Origin of the sequence: Mesorhizobium sp. WSM3879, assembly GCF_002294915.1 — a bacterium.
In the GTDB taxonomy this organism is placed as follows: Bacteria; Pseudomonadota; Alphaproteobacteria; order Rhizobiales; family Rhizobiaceae; genus Mesorhizobium.
This window is the reverse complement of sequence record NZ_NSFZ01000005.1, coordinates 384472-404451: the sequence shown is the minus strand read 5'-3', so window position 1 is coordinate 404451 and position 19980 is coordinate 384472. Positions and strand designations below refer to the sequence as shown.

Sequence of the window (19980 nt, the reverse complement as noted above, 5' to 3'; positions counted from 1 at the left end):
TGATGCCGCAAGACAGGCGAAGGTGCTCTGAAAAGCTTCGCCTCGGGAGAGAACGATCATGGCCGGAACCTTTGTCATCGCGCAGGGCGGCGGCCCGACCGCCGTCATCAATCAGACGGTCGTCGGCGCCACGCTGGAGATCCGCAAGCGGCATCCCGGCGCCAAGGTGCTCGGCTCGATCCATGGCGTGCGCGGCATCCGCGACGGCAACTATGTCGACCTCTCAGCCATCCCCGAAGATCGGCTGCGGCTGATCGCCGGCACCCCGAGCGCCGCCCTTGGCTCGACCCGCGACAAGCCCGACGCGGCCTATTGCGAGGTCATCCTCAACGGCCTCAAGAAGGCCGGCGCCGATGCCTTCATCTATATCGGCGGCAACGACACTTCGGGCACCCAGCAGATCCTGACCGACGCCGCCGGCGGCGCGATCGCCTTCGTGCATGCGCCGAAAACCATCGACAACGATCTCGAGGAGAACGACCATACGCCGGGCTTCATCTCGGCGGCCGAATTCGTCGCCGGCGCTTTCCTGTCGGTCGATTTGGATTTCCGCGCGTTGCCCGGCATTTATGTCGGCATCGTCATGGGCCGGCACGCCGGCTTCCTGACTGCCGCGGCCGCCGCCTGGCAGCTCGATCCGGATAGCGGTCCGCATCTGGTCTATGTACCGGAGCGCGCCTTCTCCGCCGAACGTTTCATCGATGATGTCCGCAGGACGCTCGACCGCCACAAGCGCTGCACCGTCGCCGTCTCGGAAGGCGTCAGCACCGCCGACGGCAAGGCGTTGGTCGAGAGCCTGGTGCCGCCGGAAAAGCTCGAGCGCGACCAGCACGGCAACGTCAAATTGTCGGGCAGCGATCTGCCGGCGGCGCTCGAACGCGCTTTGGCGGAAGGCCTGCCGGGCAAGCGGGCGCGCGTCGATGCCCTGGGCTATATGCCGCGCGGCTATGTCGGCGCGATCAGTCCCGTGGACGCCAAGGAAGCCTTCGAAGCCGGCGCGTTCGCGGTTGCCGTTGCCGGGGAGGGTGGCGGCTCGGTGGCGCTGCAATATGACGGCACTAAGACCGTGCTGAAGAAGGTGCCGCTCGAGGCGGTGGCTGGCAAGACCCGCCACATGCCGGACAATTTCATGAAGCCGGACGTCAACCAGTTGTCCGAGGCCGGCATGGCCTATCTGAAGCGGTTGGTGCCGGAAAAATACAAGGTCGGAAAGCCGTTCGTCTGATGGGCGACCTTGTGGTGGGCGACTGGTTCGGCAAATCCATTGTCGATGCCAGAACGACGATGCTGACCGAGCCATTCGTGCACGATTTCGTGCGCGCCAATATTTGGCATTTCAAGGGCCGGGACGCCGACCTGCTGGTCGACACCGGCATGGGCATCTGCCCGCTGGCGCCCGAGATCGACAGCCCGGCCGGCAAGCCGCTGATCGTCGTCGCCACCCACATTCATCTCGACCATGTCGGCTCGCTGCACGAATTCCCGCTCAGGATGGGGCCGAAGGTCAGTGCGGCGGAGTTCGATGGCATGGATGATGCCGTCACCTACGCCAACATGTTCCACAATCTCGATGTTGCGGTGTCCAAATTGCCGGCGCCCGGCTGGAAGGCGGCTGACTATCGCATCCCTTCCGCACCGTTGACGCGAATGCTCGACGAGGGCGACATCGTCGACCTCGGCGATCGGAAATTCCGCGTGCTGCATCTGCCCGGACATTCGCCGGATTCGATCGCGCTGTTCGATGAGGCCGACGGCCTGTTCTTCGCCGGTGACGCCATCTATGACGGCATGCTGATCGACGACCTGCCGGATTCGGACCGCGCCGCCTATTGCCGCACCATGCAGCGGCTGCTCGACCTGCCGATACGCCTCGGCCATGGCGGCCATGGCCCGAGTTTCGGCCGCGCGAGGATGGGAGAGATCGCGTCTTCCTACCTACGCCGCCGAGAGCGCTTCGTGAGCGCTCTCTGAATTAAATCTTTGTAAGGTCGCGCCAAAACCCTAATTCGGACCATTCCACGCCCTAAATGCGTGGCTGTCGATCCGGCCGGCTGCCAAGCATGGCGAGACGGGCAATCCCGGCCGTCGACACGCCGGCGGGCGCGTCCTTGGAGAGAGCCGTCCGCGGCGCCGGATCAACTCTCGCCCGGACAGAAACGACCATGTCACCATTTAGCATTCTTCGCAGACATCGCGTCGCGGCCCTGCTGGGCGCTGCGCTGATCATCTCCCCCGTCGTTGTTTCCTTTGCGCAAAATCCCGGCAATGCCGGCCTGAGCAACGTGGTCGCGACGACACAGACGCCGGTCGCCGGCATTACCGCCCCGAACGGCTCGTTCGCGCCGGTTGTCGCCACCACCAAGCCGGCAGTCGTGACCGTGACGACCGTGATGAAAGCCCAGCCCGGCGCGACGGACGACGGCTCGCCTTTCGACGGCAATTCGCCCTTCGACCAGTATTTCCAGCAGTTCTTCGGCGACCAGGGCATCCCGATGCCCAAGACGCCGCCGCAGCAGGCGCCGCGGCAGGAGGCTTTGGGCTCCGGCTTCATCGTCGGGTACGATGGCACCATCGTCACCAACAACCACGTCATCGACGGCGCGACCTCGATCAAGGTGACGCTCGACGACGGCACCGAGCTTCCCGCCAAGCTCGTCGGCCACGACGCAAAGAACGATCTGGCGGTGCTCAAGGTCAAGGCGAGCAAGCCGCTGCCGACCGTCAAATGGGGCGATTCCGACAAACTGATGACCGGCGACCAGGTGCTGGCGATCGGCAATCCGTTCGGCATCGGCACCACGGTCACCGCCGGCATCGTCTCGGCGCGCGGCCGCGACCTGCACAGCGGGCCGTTCGACGATTTCATCCAGATCGACGCGCCGATCAACCACGGCAATTCCGGCGGCCCGCTTGTCGACGTGAAGGGCGATGTTGTCGGCATCAACACGGCGATCTATTCGCCCAATGGCGGCAGCGTCGGCGTCGGCTTCGCCATTCCTTCGGACCAGGCACAAAAAGTGGTCGACAAGCTTATGAAGGGCGGTGACATCGAATACGGCTATCTTGGCGTGCAGATCCAGCCGGTCACGCAGGACGTCGCCAGCGCCATCGGCCTCGACCATCCGGGCGGCGCGCTGGTCGCGGCGGTCACCGACGGTTCGCCGGCGGCCAAGGCCGGCATCGAGACCGGCGACGTCATCACCGGCTTCGCCGGCCAGGAGATCAAGGATCCCAAGGATCTGTCGCGCGCCGTCGCCGACGTCTCCCCCGGCAGCAAGGAAACGCTGAGTGTCTGGCGCAACGGCAAGGCGATGCAGATCTCGGCCGATGTCGGCCGCAATGCCGAAGACCAGAAGACCGCCTCGAATGACAAGGGCGGCAAGCCATCTGCCGAACAGGGCCTGCGCGTGCCCTCGCTCGGCCTTGGCCTTACGGACCTCACGCCGGACATCCGGGAGCAGCTCAACCTGGCCGACAATCAGCGCGGCGCCGTGGTCGAGCGCGTCAACCCGGACAAGGCGGCCTCCGCGGCCGGCATTGAACCCGGCGATGTCATCGTCGCCGTCGACCGCACGCCGGTGAAAAACGCAAGGCAAGCGAACCAGGCGATCGCCGAGGCCGGCAAGTCCGGCAGGAAGTCGGTGCTGCTGCTGGTCGATCGCGGCGACGCGCAGATATTCGTCGCCGTGCCTTTCGCCGCCGGCTGAGAAAGGTTTCCAAGGAGCCTGCCGGCCTCTTCGGCAGGCTCCGCCGACAAGATTTCGGTTGCCCGCAAACGAGGTCGACTTCCGCGACGAGTTGATTGAACTGGACGATCGTCGCGACGGCTTCGATCTGGTGCTGACGCTGACGCGCGAGCAGGCTCGGCGCCCGGCCGGCGCGATCCTTCCAGATCGGAGAGAAGGACGCTCAGACGAGGCTGCGCCCAGAGTTGCCGACGCCTTTGACCCGTGGGCGGCAACGCTCCCGAATCAAGCCGGTAGGTCCAAAATGGTTAAGCGGTATCGGAAAGTGACTATTAGGAGATTCTAAAATCGAACCGAACAGTTCGTTTCTGTTGACTGTGCGTGCAGGACGGGGTGAACATCGGCGCGCGTATACACTTGGTGAGCCAAATGGATAAGTGCGATAACTAACTGATTCAACAGTGTAAAAACCGATCGTGGCGGGCGATTGGTACAATTTCAAGATGGGGATTCATGGTCCAGCCGAAACAACTTCGTGATTGGAATCCGGCAGCCGGCTCACCCACATCGGGCCTTGTCCGAACGACGCGATTTTCACTCCCAAGACACGCCGCTAGACGGACGAAAAAACATACTGGAGTACCAAAAATGAAAAAGATTGTTCTCACTGCCGCCGCCCTTCTGGCCATTTCCGGCAGCGCCTTCGCTGGTAGCGACAACTACGGTTCCAACGCCGCCAATCAGCCGGCCGCCGCGGTCGACACTTCTCGCACGGCCTCGACCCACAGGTCGGAAGCGGCCGCTCAGAAGCCCGTCACCCAGGGCGCGGACCACAACCTCTTCGGCAACAACTAAACTGCCGAACCTGGCCATGATCCATGAGGGGCCATGGCCGACAGGAGACAGACGGTGGGTTCACCCGCCGCGTCCCCAAGGCATGTCGCCCAAAAGTGTACCCCAGTTTTGGAAACGACATCAGGTTAAGAATTCAGGAGTATTGAAATGAAGAAGATCGTTCTTGCCGCAACGGCCGTTCTGGCCCTCTCCGGCGCAGCTTTCGCAGGCAGCGACAATTACGGCTCGGCTGGCGCCAGCCAGCAGGCCCCTGCCGTCGACACGACCCGCACTTCGTCGGTGGGCACCGACTCGCCGGTCTACAAGCTGCTGAACTCGTCGAATGACGTGCACAAGTCGGCCCCGCAGGGCAGCGACCGCAATCTGTTCGGCCGCTAACAGCCGCAAGCAGTTGACGAAAAAGAGCGGCGAGGGCAAACCTCGCCGCTCTTTCTTTAGCCGGACCGTCTCGCGCCTCTTGGCCGAAACGGCAGCACCGCGCGTCAGGCCGCCTTCGCCTCGTCGCGATGCAGCGTGAAGGAATGCCCCTCCGCGTCGAAGATGTGCAGATCCCCGGCGCCGGCATTGAGCCGCAGCGTCTCGCCGCGCTTGACCTCGACATTTCCCGGCAGTTTGGCCACCAGCGGCAGATCGGCGCGGCCGATGTCGACATAGACGAGCTGAACCTCGCCGAGCTGCTCGATATAATCGACCTTGCCTTCGAACAGGTAATCCGTCCCGGTCGCGATCGCGAGATCCTCGGGCCGCACGCCGAAGCTCACCGCCGCGCCGTTCGCCGAAGCGGGCGTTGTGATCGGCACCGTCGCCTTGCGGTCGCCGACATGGCTGACCACGGTCGGATTGCCGGCCTTCTCGATCTTCGCCGGCAATATGTTCATGGCCGGCGATCCGATGAACTGCGCGACGAAGAGATTGCCCGGCCGCTTGTAGAGCTCCATCGGCGTGCCGACCTGCTCGACGACGCCTTCCTTCAGCACCACGATGCGGTCCGCCAGCGTCATCGCCTCGACCTGGTCGTGCGTGACGTAGATCATCGTCGTGTTCGGCATCGATTCCTTCAGCTTGGCGATCTCGATGCGGGTGGCGACGCGCAGTGCCGCATCGAGATTGGACAGCGGCTCGTCGAACAGGAACACCTTCGGATTGCGCACGATGGCACGGCCTATGGCGACGCGCTGGCGCTGGCCGCCCGACATCGCCTTGGGCAGGCGGTCGAGATACTTGGTGAGCTGCAGGATCTCGGCCGCCTGGCGCACGCGCTTGTCGATCTCGGCCTTGCTTTCCTTGCCGATCTTCATCGAGAAGGCCATGTTGTCGTACACGGTCATATGCGGATAGAGCGCATAGGACTGGAACACCATGGCGATGCCTCGCTTCGAAGGCGGCACGTCGTTCACAACTTCGCCGTCGATCTGGAGCACGCCGGAGGTGATTTCCTCGAGACCGGCAATCGACCTCAGCAATGTCGACTTGCCGCAGCCCGACGGCCCGACGAACACGATGAACTCGCCCGATTTGATGTCGAGGTCGATGCCGTGGAGAATGTTGAGGTTGCCGTATGATTTCTTCACCTGGTTCAGCGTGACATCGGCCATGGTTTCCTCTCCCAGTGATTGTCTGTTCTCAACTCAGTCCATCCGCCCGAACCAGGCGCCATAGCCGCCAAGGCGGATGGGCCCGCTGCCACCTTGTCCCGAAAAGCCATGTCCCGGCAAGGTCTGCAGCGAGCCCTTGCCGAGATCGACTTCGGCCGGCTTGCTGCCGAGGTTGAAGACGCAGGCGATGCGCTCGTTGCCTTCGCGGCGCGTGAAGGCGACGGTGTCGCCATCGCTTTCGATGAAGTCGATGGCGCCCTTGCCCAGCGCCGGATGCTGACGCCGGAAGGCGAGAAAGCGCCGGTAGTGCTCGAGCAGCGAGCCCGGATCGCCCTGCTGCACATTCACGGCTTGCGCCAGATGCTTGCCCGGCACCGGCAGCCATGGCTTGGCGGTCGAGAAGCCGCCATTCTTGGCCGCCGCATCCCACACCATCGGCGTGCGGCAGCCGTCGCGGCCCTTGAATTCCGGCCAGAAACGGATGCCGTAGGGGTCTTGCAGGTCCTCGAATTTGAGTTCCGCCTCGCCGAGGCCGAGCTCTTCGCCCTGGTAGATGCAGACCGAGCCGCGCAGCGACATCAACAGCGCCGAGATCACCTTGAGATAGGCGCTCGGGTCGGCTTCGTTGGCGGCCCAGCGCGAGGCCACGCGCATCACGTCATGATTGGAGAAGGCCCAGCACGACCAGCCGTCGCTGGCGACCCGGCCGAAGGCCTCCAGTACCGCCCGCACCTTGGCGGCGCTGATCTTTTCCGGTGCCAGGAAGTCGAAGGAATAGCACATGTGAACGCGCTTGCCGTCGGCGGTGTAGGCGGCCACCACCTCCAGCCCGCGCTGCGAATCCCCGACCTCGCCGACGGCGGCTTGCGCCGGATATTCGTCGAGCAGCGCGCGGAAGCGCTCAAGGAAACCGAGATTCTCCGGCCGGCTCTTGTCGTAGATATGGTCCTGGTAATTGTAGGGGTTCACGGCCGGCGCCGTCTGGTCGTTGCGCTCTTCCGGCGGCAGCGGCGGGTTGTCCTCCAGCCCCAGGCTGTGGAAGTAGAAATTGATGGTGTCGAGCCGAAACCCGTCGACGCCGCGCTCCAGCCAGAAGCGGGTGATGTTGAGCAGCGCGTCCTGGACCTCTGCGTTGTGGAAGTTGAGATCGGGCTGCTCGGCCAGGAAATTGTGCATGTAATATTGCTGGCGGCTTGTATCCCATTGCCAGGCCGAGCCGCCGAAGATCGACAGCCAGTTGTTGGGCGGCGTGCCGTCGGGCTTGGCGTCCGCCCACACATACCAGTCGGCTTTCGGATTGGTCCGGCTGGAGCGGCTTTCCTTGAACCAGGGGTGGATGTCGGCGGTGTGCGACAGCACCTCGTCGATCATCACCTTGAGGCCCAGCCGATGGGCTTCCGCCACCAGCGCGTCGAAGTCGGCCAGCGTGCCGAACATCGGATCGACGTCGCAATAGTCCGACACGTCGTAGCCGAAATCCTTCATCGGCGATTTGAAGAAGGGCGAGATCCAGATGGCGTCGACGCCGAGCGAGGCGATGTAGGGCAGCCGCCGGACAATGCCTTGCAGGTCGCCGATGCCGTCGCCGTTCGAGTCCTGATAAGAGCGCGGATAGATCTGGTAGATCACCGCGCCCCGCCACCAGTCGCGGTCGACGGCGGGGTCCGGTCTCGAACTCGTCTTCAAAGCCGATTGCATTGTCTCAACCTCCTTTCACCGAGCCGGCAAGCAGCCCGCGGACGAAATAGCGCTGCAGTGAGAAGAACACGATCAGCGGCACGATGATGGTGATGAAGGCCGATGTCGTGAGGATTTCCCAATTGCCGCCTCTCGAGCCGAGCAGCGCGTTGAGTTGCGCCGTCAGCACGATCTGGTCGGGCGCCGTGCCGAGGAAAACCATCGCCACCAACAGATCGTTCCACACCCACAGGAATTGAAAGATGGCGAAGGAGGCAAGCACCGGGAATGACAGCGGCAGCACGATCTTGACGAAGATCTCGAAATCGCTGGCGCCGTCGATCCGTGCCGATTCCATGATCTCGCGCGGCAGGCCGGCGATATAGCTTCTGAGCAGGTAGATGGCGAAGGGCAGGCCGAAGCCGGTATGCGCCAGCCAGATGCCGAGATAGGTTTTCGACGGCACGCCGAAGAAGGTCCCGACGCCGTTATAGAGCTTGAGCAGCGGGATCAGCGACATCTGCAGCGGCACCACGAGCAGGCCGATGATCACCGCAATCAGCAGCGCCCTTCCGGGAAAGCGCATCCAGGCCAACGCATAGGCGGCGAAGGCGGCGATCAGGATCGGGATCACCGTCGCCGGAATGGTCACGGTCAGCGAGTTCATGAAGGAGCGGCCGATACCTTGCGACAGAAGCACGTTCTCGTAGTTTTCCGTGGTGAATTTCGGCGGCGCCGAGGAGGCATAATAGACACGCTGGCCGCGATCGCCTTCGAAGGCCTTCGGCGAAGACAGCACGAACGTGCCGTCGGCGTTGACCTGCAGCGACACCCCATCGCCGAGATCGGCGGCCGTGCCGGCCTTGTATTGTGTCGGCGCCGCCGCCTTGGTGCCGAAGGCGCTGATCGCACGCTTGGCGCCATCGCCGAAGACGTTGCCTTCGATGACGTATTTGCCGTCCTTCTGGGTTTGTGCGGACGCAGCCGGCAGACGCCCAGCCTCGGTCTGGCTGGAGCTTGAGAAGGAGTTCCACCAACCCGACGCGATGATCTGGTCCTTGTCGCGCAGCGACGACACGAGGATGCCGAGTGTCGGGATGGTCCAGATGACGACGAAGACCAGCACGGCGAGATGAACGCCGAATCGGCCGACGAAGGACTTTCCGCGGGTCGCAGCCATCTCAGTGTCCTCCCGTCTCTTTGTTGGCCTGGCGAATGTTCCAGACCATGATCGGGATGACCGCGATCATGATGATGATGGCGATCGTGGCGCCGCGGCCGAAATCGCCGCCGCCGCGGAACATCCAGTCGAACATCAGATTGGCGAGCACCTGGCTGTTCCATTGGCCGTTGGTCATGGTCAGCACGATGTCGAACACTTTCAGCACCAGGATGGTGATGGTGGTCCAGACAACTGCGATCGTCCCCCAGATCTGCGGCACCATGATCTTCCAGAAGATCTGGAACGGGTTGGCGCCGTCGATGACGGCCGCCTCCAGCGTCTCTTCCGGAATGCCGCGCAAGGCCGACGACAGGATCACCATGGCGAACCCTGTCTGGATCCAGATCAGGATCACCATCAGGAAGAAATTGTTCCAGAACGGCAGCGATATCCAGACCTGCGGCTGGCCGCCGAAATACTGGATGATGGCGTTGAGCAAGCCGATCTGCACCTGGCCCTCGCCGCGATACTCGTAAATGAATTTCCAGATCACGCTGGCGCCGACGAAAGAAATCGCCAGCGGCAGGAAGATAAGGCTCTTGGCGATCGTCCCCCACCAGATCTTGTCGGTGAGCACGGCGATGATCAGGCCGAGGAAGGTGCAGGCCGCCGGCACCACCGCCAGCCATAAGATGTTGTTGAAGATCGAGTTGCGGAAATCCTGGTCGCTGAACGCCCATTGGTAGTTGGCGAGGCCGACGAAGTGCTCGCCGCCGCGGTCGAGAAAAGAGAGCCGCAGCGTCTCGATCACCGGATAGATCAGATAGATGGTCAGGATGATCATCGCCGGCCCGACGAACAGCCATGGCCGCACCAGCCCTTGCCGGCGCAGATTGTCGACGGCGGCGCTGCCGGAGACGCCGCGCGACGGAAAGATCAGATCGAGCAGCTTGTTGGCGCCCCAGAAATACGCGACACAGCCGCCGACGCCGATGATGATGACGAATATGGCCGAGAAAATCTGAGCCGCCATGGGTCCCTCTCCCTGGGCATGACCGGCCGGCCAAGGCTCGGCCGCATGCACCGACTTTCAGTTATTCGGAACAGTCGAGACGCGAAGGCTTCCGGCGTGGGCTGCCGGTCGGACCCGGGCCGTAGCCCGGATCCGGTAGGAGGATGAGGAAGTCTCGGGTCGCGCGCGGCGGCCTACTTGATGGCATCCCAGCTCTTCTGGATATCGGCGGCGACGTCCTGGGCGGACTTGCCGCCGACCAGGTCGATCATGCCGGTCCAGAAGGAGCCTGCGCCGACCTTGCCGGGCATCAGGTCCGAGCCGTCGAAACGCACCGTGGTGGCCCCGACCAGGATCTCGCCCTGCTTCTTCAGCGCGTCGCTGCCATAGGCGTCCTTGTTGGCTCCCTTGAAGGGCGTGACGAAGCTCTTCTGCGCCATCCACAATTCATGCGCGAGCGGCATCTCGAGGAACTTGATGAACTCACGCGAAGCCTTGGAATCCTTTGTGATCATCACCAGCGTTCCGGCCACTTCCAGCGGCGTGCCCAGTTCCGGCTTCGAGGCGTAGGGCGGGTAGGGGAAGAAGTCCGCATCCTGGCCGAGCTTCACATTCTCCGGGAAGAAGGAAGGAATGAACGATGCCTGATGGTGCATGTAGCACTTCGGCGGCACCGTAAAGAGGCCCTTTGGGCTGTCGCGGAAGTCGGTTGCCGCGACTGCCTTGGCACCGCCGTCGACCATCTTGTCGTCGGTTGCGATCTTGCCGAAGATATCGAGGGCGTTGACCACGGCCGGATCGGTGAAGGGAATCTCGTTCTTCACCCATTTGTCGTAAACTTCCGGCGGCTGGGTGCGCAGCATGATGTCCTCGACCCAGTCGGTCGCCGGCCAACCGGTGGCGCCGCCCGAACCCAGCCCGATGCACCAGGGCTTGCCGCCGTCGGCAATGATCTTCTTTTCGAGATCGGCCAGTTCCTCCTGGGTCTTCGGAACTTTGTAGCCGGCCTCCTCGAAATTATCTGGCGAGTACCAGACCAGACCTTTCACGTCGATCTTGTAGGGAAAGGCATAGAAGCCCGGCTTGCCGTCCTTGCCCGTATAGGTGCCGAGCTTGGCCCAGGAGTCGCCGGCGGCATAATTTTCCTTGATCCAGGCGGCGACGTCGTCGCCCAGCGGGGTCAGCACACCCTTGGAAGCGAGATCCTGGATCAGTCCCGGCTGTGGCAGGATGGCGATGTTGGGCGGGCTGCCGGCCTGTGTGTCGATAACGATCTGCTGCTCATAATTCTCCGACGAGGAGTATTTGACCTCTGCTCCCGTCGCCTCGGAGAAATAGTCGAGCACCGAACGCACGAGCGTCTCGTCCTCGCCGCGCCACGGACCGAAGATGGTCAGCGTTTCGCCCTTGAGGTCGACCTTCTTGAGATCGTCGTAATTCGCCCAATGAAACTTCGAATCCTCGCCCGGCTTGAATTTCAGTTCGGCATGTGCCGGCAGGCCAAGGGTGAGCGCAGCGAACGCAGCACCCAAGAGAAGCATTTTCTTCATGGCAGTCCTCCCAGTGTTGAGACAGTTCGGACGAAACCTCCATCTCGTCCGCCGACGCCCACGGAACTGTGACTCAGCGAGAAGGCAACCGCAACCTTTCGAAGAGTCTTCCAAAGCGCTTTGGCTACTCTGATCTCGCCATTGAATTGGGCGGAAGTCAAGAGGGCCGCCGTGCTAATCGATTTAAATCCGCTTGCGAGAAAGGAAAAAGTGCAATGCAGCAAGCTTTTTTGGCGCTGCAGCAGCAATTTCGGCTTCAAACTGCCTGTGGCCGCCCCTAAGGTCATAACGCTGGGCCATGGCGCCAGCGATCCTCGGATCGATTCAAATTGAAAGCGCTTTGAGGCTGGAGGCCTCGATGAACCTCAAGCAACTCTCGCACATGCTGTCGCTTTCGCAAACCACGGTAAGCCGGGCGCTGAACGGCTACCCGGAGGTCAGCGAGGAGACGCGGCGTCGCGTGATTGATGCCGCTAAGCGCCACGGCTACCGGCCGAACCCCAGCGCGCGGCGGCTGGCCACCGGCAAATCGGGAATGATCGGCTATGTGCTGCCGACCGGCAACGCCGTCGACATCGATCCGCATTTCGTCGAGTTTCTTTCGGGTCTCGGCGACTATGCCCGCTCGCACGAGCTCGATCTGGTGCTCTCGCCGGCCGACGCCGACGACCAGGAGACGACCTATCGGCGTATCGTCGCCAACCGGCAGGTCGACGCCGTCTACATTTCCTCGCCACGCCCCGCCGATCGGCGGCTGGCGCTGGTCAACACGCTGGGCATCCCCTTCATCGTCCATGGCCGCAGCGAGGGTTTTGAGTTCGACTATCCCTATCTCGATATCGACAACGAGGGCGCCTTCCACGAAGCGGCCAGGCTTCTCGTCCAGCTCGGCCACAAGCGGCTGGCGCTGATCAACGGCGACGACCGCGAGACCTTCGCTATCCATCGCGAGCGCGGCGTGCGCCGGGCGCTTGCCGCCAGCGGACTGACACTGGGCGAGCGCCACATCTGTTCCACGACCATGACCGAGGAAAATGGCTATCGCGCCGCCCGCCGCCTGCTCGAAGAAAGCGGAGCCCCGACGGCGATCGTCTGCTCCAGTCTCATCATGGCGCTCGGTGTCGTCCGCGCCGTGCGCGATCTCGGCCTGACCATTCCGGGCGATCTGTCGCTGGTCGCCCATGACGACGTCTTCCCCTGGCTGCGGCCGGAGAATTTCCCGGTGCCGCTGTCGACCACGCGCTCCTCGATCCGCCTTGCCGGCGCGCGCGTGGCCGAGCGGCTGGCGGCGCGCATATCAGGGCTGGAAGAGGGCGCGCGCGGCGAGGTCTGGCCGGTCGATCTGGTGGTGCGGGGATCGGTGGCCGGCGCGCCGGTGTAGGTCAAACCTCAATTCTTCTGAAGCGACCGGGGGGTCGACCTTCAGAACGGACTGAATTCTCTGTCCAGCAGCCCCATAATGATGTCATCCTGCCAAGCCCCGCCGACGAATGCGGCTTCGCGCTCGCGCCCCTCCTCCACAAATCCGCACTTGCGATAGCAGGCGATCGCGCGGAAATTGCTCGATAAGACCCTTAGCGAAACTCGATGCAGGCCACGACCGAACGCATGTTCGAGCACAAGCCTGATCGCTTCGGTACCATACCCCTTGCCTAGATATGCTTGGTCGTCGATGCCGATGGCCAAGGCTGCCCTCTTGTCCTGCCAATCTATGCTGTGCAGGCGGACATGGCCGACAAAGGAACCGGCATCAATGACCCAGGCACAGTTCTGTTGCTCGATGAAGCGAATGGCAGCCTCGGCTTCTCCTCGGGTAAAGGTTGTGTTTGGGCCGAATGTCCGACCATAGGCTTCAACGATCTCGCGATGCCGACCAAGCGCTGGCCGCGTTTCCACATCTTGGGGAATTGGTCTGCGAAGGATGAGGCGAGCGCCCCGAAGTTCGGGAAGATCGGCTATCATTTGTAGAAGCTAAGATGTTCGTGCCTATTTGTCGAACGGCCGACTCCGCTCATCGCGGTCATTTGCGATAGCCAATTGATTGAGTTGCAACAGAAAAGCATCGGGCATGAGCCTCAAACACGAGACTCACTCCTTCGCCGCTGCGGCCGCCTTGATATCCAACAGCCCATAGCCGAAGTCATTGTCCCGCCCCTTCGGGCCGAGATCCTTGGCCGTGGCCGCCAGCGCCTTCTCGATCTCATCGGCCGAGCGGTCGGGCGCGGCATGGATCAGGTTGGCGATCGCGCCTGAGACGATCGCGGCGGCGAAGGAGGTGCCGGTCACCACGTCCGAGCCGGTGCCGCTCGGCGCAACCATCTCAACGCCCGGCGCCGAGAGGAAGACATAGGCGCCGCGATTGGCTTGCGGCATCAGCCCGTCCTTGGCGTCGGTCGCGGTGACCGCGATGACCCCGTCGAAGGCTGCCGGATAGCCGTAAGGCGCTTTCGGCCCGTTGTTGCCGGCCGCTGCGACCAGCACCATGCCGAGCGCGCGCGCATTGCGGCAGGCGGTGCCGAGGAGGTCGTTCTTCGGCCCGACGAAGCTCATATTGATGATGCGCACGTCCTGTTCCGCCGCCCAGTCGAGCGCCGACAGGATGACATCCATACTCGACTTGCCGCCCTCGAAGGCCCGTGCGTGATAGATCTTGGCGCCCGGCGCCATGCCTTCCAGCGCGCCGACGCCGGCGATCAGCCCGTCGACGGAGGTGCCGTGGTCGCGCTTTTTGATCGGCACGTTCGGCATGGCGTCGAACTGGCCGGCGATCACGCCTTTCAGCGCTGGGTTGGCGTCGTCGATGCCGGTGTCGATGACGGCAACGCGCACGTTCTCGCCGCTCGCCTGTTTCGAATCGAGCGCGATGCGCTCGAAGGCATAGTTCACGATGCCGGCGGCCTGTTGCAGCGAATAGACGTGGTTGGGCTCACGCCGTTGCGTGCGCCCGTCGGCGGCAAGCTGCGCCAGCACGACGCCGACCGGCCGTCCGTCCGGAATGCCGTAGCGTACCAGCGTTGTGCCGAGCAGCCGCGACTGGCGCTGCGAGCGCACCTGCAGGCCCAAGGTGGTGGCGATCTGCTGCACCGCGCCGGCATCGCCGGCGACCGTCACCAGCACCTCGTCGGGCACGAACTCGCCACTGACCGCACGCGGCGGCGCGGCGAGATTGAGCCCGGTAGGCGGTGTGATGGGGCCGCTTGGCGGCGGAGCGGGCGCCGCTGTGCTTGTTGGACTCTTTGGAGGCGCCGGCTGCGTTGGCGCAGGCGTCGGCCGTGCAGGCGGATTCGGGAACAGGTCGACGATCAGCGCCGGCAGGAACACAGCGCCGCCGGCGGCATTGCCCGCGCCGGATTTCCCGCCGCCATTCTTGGCGCCGTCCTCGCAGTCAGCGCCGGCCGCCGTCGTGCGGTTGAGGCAGTCGATCTGCTTTTGCGAGAGGTTCGGATCGTTGGTCTGCGCAACGGCGGGAGCGCCTACAAATGTCGCCGCCAGCATTGCCGCATGAAGAACGACCGCCTTAGCCGCCATCGACCGGTTTCCTTCCCTGCGCCACAGCTTCCGCGAAAGGCTGGGCGGCAATAAGGCCGACCAGCTTGTCGTAGTCGGCCGCCGTGCTGGCCGGGATCGTCACGTGAAACACATCGTCGGCGGTCGGCCCGCCGGCGATCTTCAGCCCGTTCTGGCCAAGGAAGGCGGCGATGTCCGACATCTTGGCATCCGGCTTGAACTTGACCAGGGCGAAGGGCAGGTTCGCCAGATCATCCTGAGCGCCGGCGATTTCAAAGTCGTTGCCCTTGCCGCCCGGCCGCTCGAAAGACTGCGCCACGACCAGCGCAAGCAGCGCCGCGGCCGCCGTCCAGGCGACGCCCGAGGGGATCGCCGTGACCCGGCCGAAGACCTTCGCCAGCCATGACTGGCCGGCGGGCGCGCGCGCCGGACCGGCCTCGGCGTCGAGCGCCCTTGCAAAGCGCGAGAGCGCGTCGGCCGGCGGTCGGATCGCCTCGTTGGCGGCGGCGGTGCCAGAGAATTCGGCCTCCGCCTCGCCGAGCGCGGCCATCGCCGCAGGATCGGAGGCCAGCCATTCCTCGACGGCTTCGAGTTCGGCGCCTTCCAGCGAACCGTTGAGGTAGAACGGCAGCAACGTCTCCATCTCGTCGCGGCGCGACATCTTTTCAGCGGCGCTCATGGCCACCCCCTGTCGTAACCGGCGGCCTTGAGGGCCTCGCCGAGTTTCTTGCGGGCGTAGAACATCCTGGTCTTGACGGTGGCGACCGGGATGTTGAGCACCTCGCCGATCTCGGTCACCGACTGGCCATGGTAATAGGCAAGGTCGACCACCGTGCGGTGTTCCTCCGGCAAGGCATCGACAAAGCGGCGCAAGGCGGCGGCCTTGTCCTCTTTCATGGTGACGACTTCCGGCGTGTCGGCGCTGTCGGGAACCTGCGCCGCGGCATCGTCGTCGATCCAGTCTTCCTTCTTCTTGCGCAGCAAGGACAGCGCCTTGAAGCGGGCGATGCCGAGCAGCCAGGTCGAGACTTCGGAGCGGCCTTCGAAGCCTGGCGCCTGGCGCCACAACTCAAGAAAGACCTCGTTGGTGATATCGTCGGCCATCATTTCCGATCCCGTCTGGCGCGCCACGAAACGGTAGATCCGCGCGTGGTGACGCATGAACAGGAGCCGCACGGCGGCCCGGTCGCCCTTCGCGACCCGGTCTACAAGCGCGCGATCGGTTTCGGTCGCCGCGTTCATGGCCGGTCGAGCCGCCTGGCTCCTCGTGGCTCTGTCGCTGGTCGGTCCAAAAAGGTTCATCCTCCGCCAAGGAATTTTCGGAAGCTAGCCGAAGAAGATGAGCGTTGCCAGAGGTGGCGCCCCCTTCTCCCCTTGTGGGAGAAGGTAGATCGGCGCGGAGCGCCGAGACGGTTGAGGGGTGTTCCAGCGGAGTGAGACGTTGGCGTTCACTGGAACACCGTCATCCGTCGCCTTTGGCGACACCTTCTCCCACAAGGGGAGAAAGGGGAGCTAAATCAAAAACACCTTCCCCTTCATCGTCGCCGGCACCTCCACGCCGAGCCGGCTCAGCACCGTCGGCGCGAGCTGCAGCTGGTCGAGCAGCGCGTCGGCTTCTGGACCCTTCGCCGGCCCGAAATAGTAGAGCGCGAAATCCTGCATCTCGCCGTCATGCCCGCCGTGATGGCCGCGGTCCGTCTGGCCGTGATCGGCGGTGACGATGACTTCATAGCCGGCTTCGCGCCAGCCGGGCAGGAAGGCGGCGAGCATACCGTCCATCGCGTAGCAGGCATGATCCATCTCGTGGCAGTCGTGGCCGAAGCGATGGCCCATCGAGTCCAGCGTGCAGCTGTGCAGGATGCCGTAGTCGATGCCGAGGCGGCGGGTGAGCATGGTCAATGTCGCGAACAGGTCGACATCGCTCGGCGTCATCTGGTTCTTGAGATTGTAGCCGGTCATGGTGTGGAAGCGGCCATGCGTGATCGGCCCGCCAGGCTCGTCGAATTCCATGTCCTCGACGAGATCGAATGGATAGGAGCGGAAGAACTCCGACCAGTAGGAATGCGTCACCGCCCCGGTTCTGCCGCCCGCCTTGCTGACCTCCGAGAAGATATCGGGCTGCCTGACCCGGAACCGGTTCTCGTTGGAGAGGATGCCATGAACCTGCGGCGTGACCCCGGTATGGATCGAGGCGTAGCAGCAGGCCGATGTTGACGGCAGCACGGAGCGCATTCTCCACACTTGCGCCTCACCCGATTGTACCCAGCCTTCGAGATTGCCCATGAGCCGGCGCCAGTTCCGGTAGGGCACGCCGTCAAGGATGATGAGCAGCAATTTGGATTTAAGCGCCACGGCAATTCCATGCGGTCTTGCGGGAGGATCAGCATCGAGGGCTTGACCGACCCGGCCAAGTCCCAGAAGCACAGAGAAGAGCAAGCCAGCTTAGTTGCCGGCGCTTTCCATGCGCCGGCCGGCGATCGCCTTCTCCAGCCAGCCGATCTCCATTTCGGGGACGGAGGACAATAGAAGGTCGGTATAGGCATCGAAGGGCGGCGCCAGCACCTTGCTCTTGGAGCCGTAGCGGACGACCTCGCCGCGATACATGACCGCGATCGAATCGGCGATCGACTTCACTGTCGCGAGGTCGTGGGTGATGAAGAGATAGGCCACTTTCTCGATCTGCTGCAGGTTGAGCAGCAGCTTGAGGATGCCGTGGGCGACCAGCGGATCGAGCGCCGAGGTCACCTCATCGCAGATGATCAGCTTCGGCTTGGCGGCCAGCGAACGGGCGATGCAGACGCGCTGCTTCTGGCCGCCCGAAAGCTCGGCCGGATAGCGGTCGATGAAGCCCTTGCCCATCTCGATCTGGTCGAGCAGCTCGGCGACGCGCTTGTCGCGCTCGCGGCCTCTTATGCCGAAATAGAACTCGAGCGGCCGGCCGATGATCGTTCCCACGGTCTGGCGCGGGTTCATCGCCACATCGGCCATCTGGTAGATCATCTGCAACTGGCGCAGATCCTCCTTCGGCCGGTCGGCGAGCCTGTTGCCAAGCGTTCGGCCGTCGAAGAAGACGCTGCCCTGCTCGGGCGGCAGGAGGCCCGTGATGGCGCGCGCCAGCGTCGATTTGCCGGAACCGCTCTCGCCGACGACGGCCAGCGTCTGGCCCGGGTAGATGTCGACCGAGACGTTCTTCAGCACCTTGACGAGACCGCCGCCATAGGCGGCCGTCACGTTCTTCACCGAGAGCATCGGTGTGGTGCCGGGCTGCTGTTCGTTGTGCTCGATCTCATGCACCGAGACCAGCGCGTTGGTGTATTCCTGGCGCGGCTCCTTGATGATCTGGCGAGTACCGCCCCATTCGACCAGCCGGCCATGGCGCAGCACCATGATCTCGTCCGCTACCTGCGCCACCACGGCGAGGTCGTGGGTGATGTATAAGGCCGCCACATGGGTATCGCGGATTGCGTCCTTGATCGCCGCCAGCACGTCGATCTGCGTCGTCACGTCGAGCGCCGTGGTCGGCTCGTCGAAGACGATCAGGTCGGGCTCGGAGCAAAGCGCCATCGCCGTCATGACGCGCTGCAACTGGCCGCCGGAGACCTGGTGCGGGAAGCGCTCACCGATCGTTTCCGGATTGGGCAGGCTGAGCTTCTTGAACAGCGCGACGGCTCGCTTCTCGGCCTCGGCCCGGGTTGCCGTGCCGTGCAGAAGCGTCGCCTCCACCACCTGGTCCATCAGCCGGTGCGCCGGATTGAAGGCCGCCGCCGCCGACTGGGCGACATAGCACACTTCGCGGCCGCGCAGCTTGCGCAAGCCCTCCTTGCCGCCCTTCAGTATGTCGCGGCCGTTGAGGATCACCTCGCCGCCCGTAATGCGCACGCCGCCCCGGCCATAGCCCATGGAGGACAGGCCGATCGTCGACTTGCCGGCGCCGGATTCGCCGATCAAGCCGAGCACCTTGCCCTTCTCCAGCGTCAGCGAGACATCATGGACAAGGGTGATGGTCTTCGGCGCCTCGCCGGGCGGGTAGACGGTCGCCTCGATGCGCAGATTGCGGATGTCGAGGAGTCGGCCGGAGTTTGCTTTGCTGTCAGCCATCACCCGCGCCCTCCCTTCAGGCTGGTCGTGCGGTTGAGTACCCAGTCGGCGACAAGGTTGACCGAGATCGCCAGAGCCGCGATCGCCGCCGCCGGGATGAGCGCCGCCGGGATGCCGAAGACGATGCCGTCCTTGTTCTCCTTCACCATGCCGCCCCAGTCGGCGTCCGGCGGCTGCACGCCGAGGCCGAGGAAGGAGAGCGTCGACAGGAAAAGCACCGCATAGATGAAGCGCAGACCGAGTTCCGAGACCAGGGGCGACAGCGCGTTCGGCAGAATCTCGCGGAAAATGATCCAGCCGCTGCCTTCGCCGCGCAGTTTCGCGGCCTCGACATAGTCCATGACGTTGATGTCGACCGCCACCGCGCGCGACAAGCGGTAGACACGGGTCGAATCGAGGATGCCCATCACCAGGATCAACGTCACCAGGTTGGACGGCAGCACCGACAGGACGACCAGGCCCATGATCAGCGTCGGGATCGACATCAGCAGGTCGACGAGGCGCGACAGCATCGTGTCGAACCAGCCGCCGAACACCGCCGCCGAGAAGCCCAGAATGGCGCCGAGCGAAAAGGACAGCGCGGTGGCCAGCACGGCGATGAACAGCGTGATGCGGGCGCCATAGATCATGCGGGACAGGAGATCGCGGCCGAGATTGTCGGTGCCCAACAGGTGCACCGATGACATCGGTTCCCAAGGGACGTCGCTGACGATCTCGGCATTGCCGTGAGGGGCGATCCATGGCGCCAAGACCGCGGCCAGCACGAACAGCGTCGTCAGCACAATGCCGATCAGCGCCGCGACAGGAGTGCGTCTGATATCTAGCATACCGGCGCCCC

Annotated in this window: 18 protein-coding genes; 6 read left to right on the top strand and 12 right to left on the bottom strand. The window is 63.8% G+C overall.

Annotated elements, in window-relative coordinates; genetic code table 11:
- The first annotated feature begins 58 nt into the window (after window positions 1–58).
- From CK218_RS14850 to CK218_RS14825, 5 genes are all read left to right on the top strand, one after another.
- Window positions 59–1225 (top strand): diphosphate--fructose-6-phosphate 1-phosphotransferase, encoded by a 1167-nt coding sequence (locus CK218_RS14850; protein WP_095828177.1) that lies wholly within the window; start codon window positions 59–61, stop codon window positions 1223–1225.
- Window positions 1225–1971, top strand: a complete 747-nt coding sequence (locus CK218_RS14845; RefSeq protein ID WP_179294508.1) for an MBL fold metallo-hydrolase — start codon at window positions 1225–1227, stop codon at window positions 1969–1971. Before CK218_RS14850 ends, CK218_RS14845 begins: the two co-directional genes overlap by 1 nt.
- Before the next feature lie 191 nt (window positions 1972–2162).
- Complete coding sequence (locus tag CK218_RS14840) at window positions 2163–3707, top strand: DegQ family serine endoprotease (protein ID WP_095828176.1); 1545 nt, start codon at window positions 2163–2165, stop codon at window positions 3705–3707.
- A 627-nt stretch (window positions 3708–4334) separates the two neighbouring features.
- A complete protein-coding gene (locus tag CK218_RS14830) occupies window positions 4335–4541 on the top strand; it encodes a DUF680 domain-containing protein (protein WP_066996029.1) in 207 nt (68 codons plus the stop codon).
- A 147-nt stretch (window positions 4542–4688) separates the two neighbouring features.
- Window positions 4689–4919, top strand: coding sequence for a DUF680 domain-containing protein (locus tag CK218_RS14825; protein ID WP_066996024.1), 231 nt, complete (start codon window positions 4689–4691; stop codon window positions 4917–4919).
- A 104-nt stretch (window positions 4920–5023) separates the two neighbouring features.
- Here the strand turns inward: CK218_RS14825 and ugpC are convergent, their stop codons facing one another.
- The 5 genes from ugpC to CK218_RS14800 all read right to left on the bottom strand — a co-directional run bounded on the left by ugpC (window position 5024) and on the right by CK218_RS14800 (window position 11537).
- Complete coding sequence (gene ugpC / locus CK218_RS14820) at window positions 5024–6136, bottom strand: sn-glycerol-3-phosphate ABC transporter ATP-binding protein UgpC (protein WP_066996021.1); 1113 nt, start codon at window positions 6134–6136, stop codon at window positions 5024–5026.
- A gap of 33 nt (window positions 6137–6169) precedes the next feature.
- Complete coding sequence (locus CK218_RS14815; RefSeq protein WP_095828175.1) at window positions 6170–7834, bottom strand: alpha-glucosidase; 1665 nt, start codon at window positions 7832–7834, stop codon at window positions 6170–6172.
- A gap of 4 nt (window positions 7835–7838) precedes the next feature.
- Entirely contained in the window at window positions 7839–8993 is a 1155-nt protein-coding gene (locus tag CK218_RS14810) for a carbohydrate ABC transporter permease (protein WP_066996015.1), read from the bottom strand.
- 1 nt (window position 8994) lies between these two features.
- Window positions 8995–10008 carry a sugar ABC transporter permease gene (locus CK218_RS14805; protein WP_066996012.1) on the bottom strand — a complete coding sequence of 338 codons (1014 nt, stop codon included), beginning with the start codon at window positions 10006–10008 and terminating at the stop codon, window positions 8995–8997.
- Between the two features lie 173 nt (window positions 10009–10181).
- Complete coding sequence (locus CK218_RS14800; RefSeq protein ID WP_066996009.1) at window positions 10182–11537, bottom strand: ABC transporter substrate-binding protein; 1356 nt, start codon at window positions 11535–11537, stop codon at window positions 10182–10184.
- A gap of 358 nt (window positions 11538–11895) precedes the next feature.
- Here CK218_RS14800 and CK218_RS14790 point away from each other — a divergent pair, with 358 nt between their 5' ends.
- Complete coding sequence (locus CK218_RS14790; RefSeq protein WP_066996003.1) at window positions 11896–12918, top strand: substrate-binding domain-containing protein; 1023 nt, start codon at window positions 11896–11898, stop codon at window positions 12916–12918.
- A 41-nt stretch (window positions 12919–12959) separates the two neighbouring features.
- Here the strand turns inward: CK218_RS14790 and CK218_RS14785 are convergent, their stop codons facing one another.
- The 7 genes from CK218_RS14785 to CK218_RS14755 form a co-directional block, all read right to left on the bottom strand.
- Complete coding sequence (locus CK218_RS14785; RefSeq protein ID WP_095828174.1) at window positions 12960–13499, bottom strand: GNAT family protein; 540 nt, start codon at window positions 13497–13499, stop codon at window positions 12960–12962.
- A 126-nt stretch (window positions 13500–13625) separates the two neighbouring features.
- Entirely contained in the window at window positions 13626–15065 is a 1440-nt protein-coding gene (locus tag CK218_RS14780) for a S8 family serine peptidase (protein WP_095828173.1), read from the bottom strand.
- Window positions 15055–15723, bottom strand: a complete 669-nt coding sequence (locus tag CK218_RS14775) for an anti-sigma factor (RefSeq protein WP_095828223.1) — start codon at window positions 15721–15723, stop codon at window positions 15055–15057. The genes CK218_RS14780 and CK218_RS14775 overlap by 11 nt, the downstream gene beginning before the upstream one ends.
- Window positions 15720–16286 carry a sigma-70 family RNA polymerase sigma factor gene (locus CK218_RS14770; RefSeq protein WP_066995992.1) on the bottom strand — a complete coding sequence of 189 codons (567 nt, stop codon included), beginning with the start codon at window positions 16284–16286 and terminating at the stop codon, window positions 15720–15722. The genes CK218_RS14775 and CK218_RS14770 overlap by 4 nt, the downstream gene beginning before the upstream one ends.
- 270 nt (window positions 16287–16556) lie before the next feature.
- On the bottom strand, window positions 16557–17396 hold the full coding sequence (locus tag CK218_RS14765; RefSeq protein WP_095828172.1) for an alkaline phosphatase family protein: 840 nt from the start codon (window positions 17394–17396) through the stop codon (window positions 16557–16559).
- 90 nt (window positions 17397–17486) lie between these two features.
- Entirely contained in the window at window positions 17487–19142 is a 1656-nt protein-coding gene (locus CK218_RS14760) for an ABC transporter ATP-binding protein (RefSeq protein WP_067324103.1), read from the bottom strand.
- Window positions 19142–19969, bottom strand: a complete 828-nt coding sequence (locus CK218_RS14755) for an ABC transporter permease (RefSeq protein WP_066995982.1) — start codon at window positions 19967–19969, stop codon at window positions 19142–19144. The genes CK218_RS14760 and CK218_RS14755 overlap by 1 nt, the downstream gene beginning before the upstream one ends.
- Between the last annotated feature and the right edge of the window lie 11 nt (window positions 19970–19980).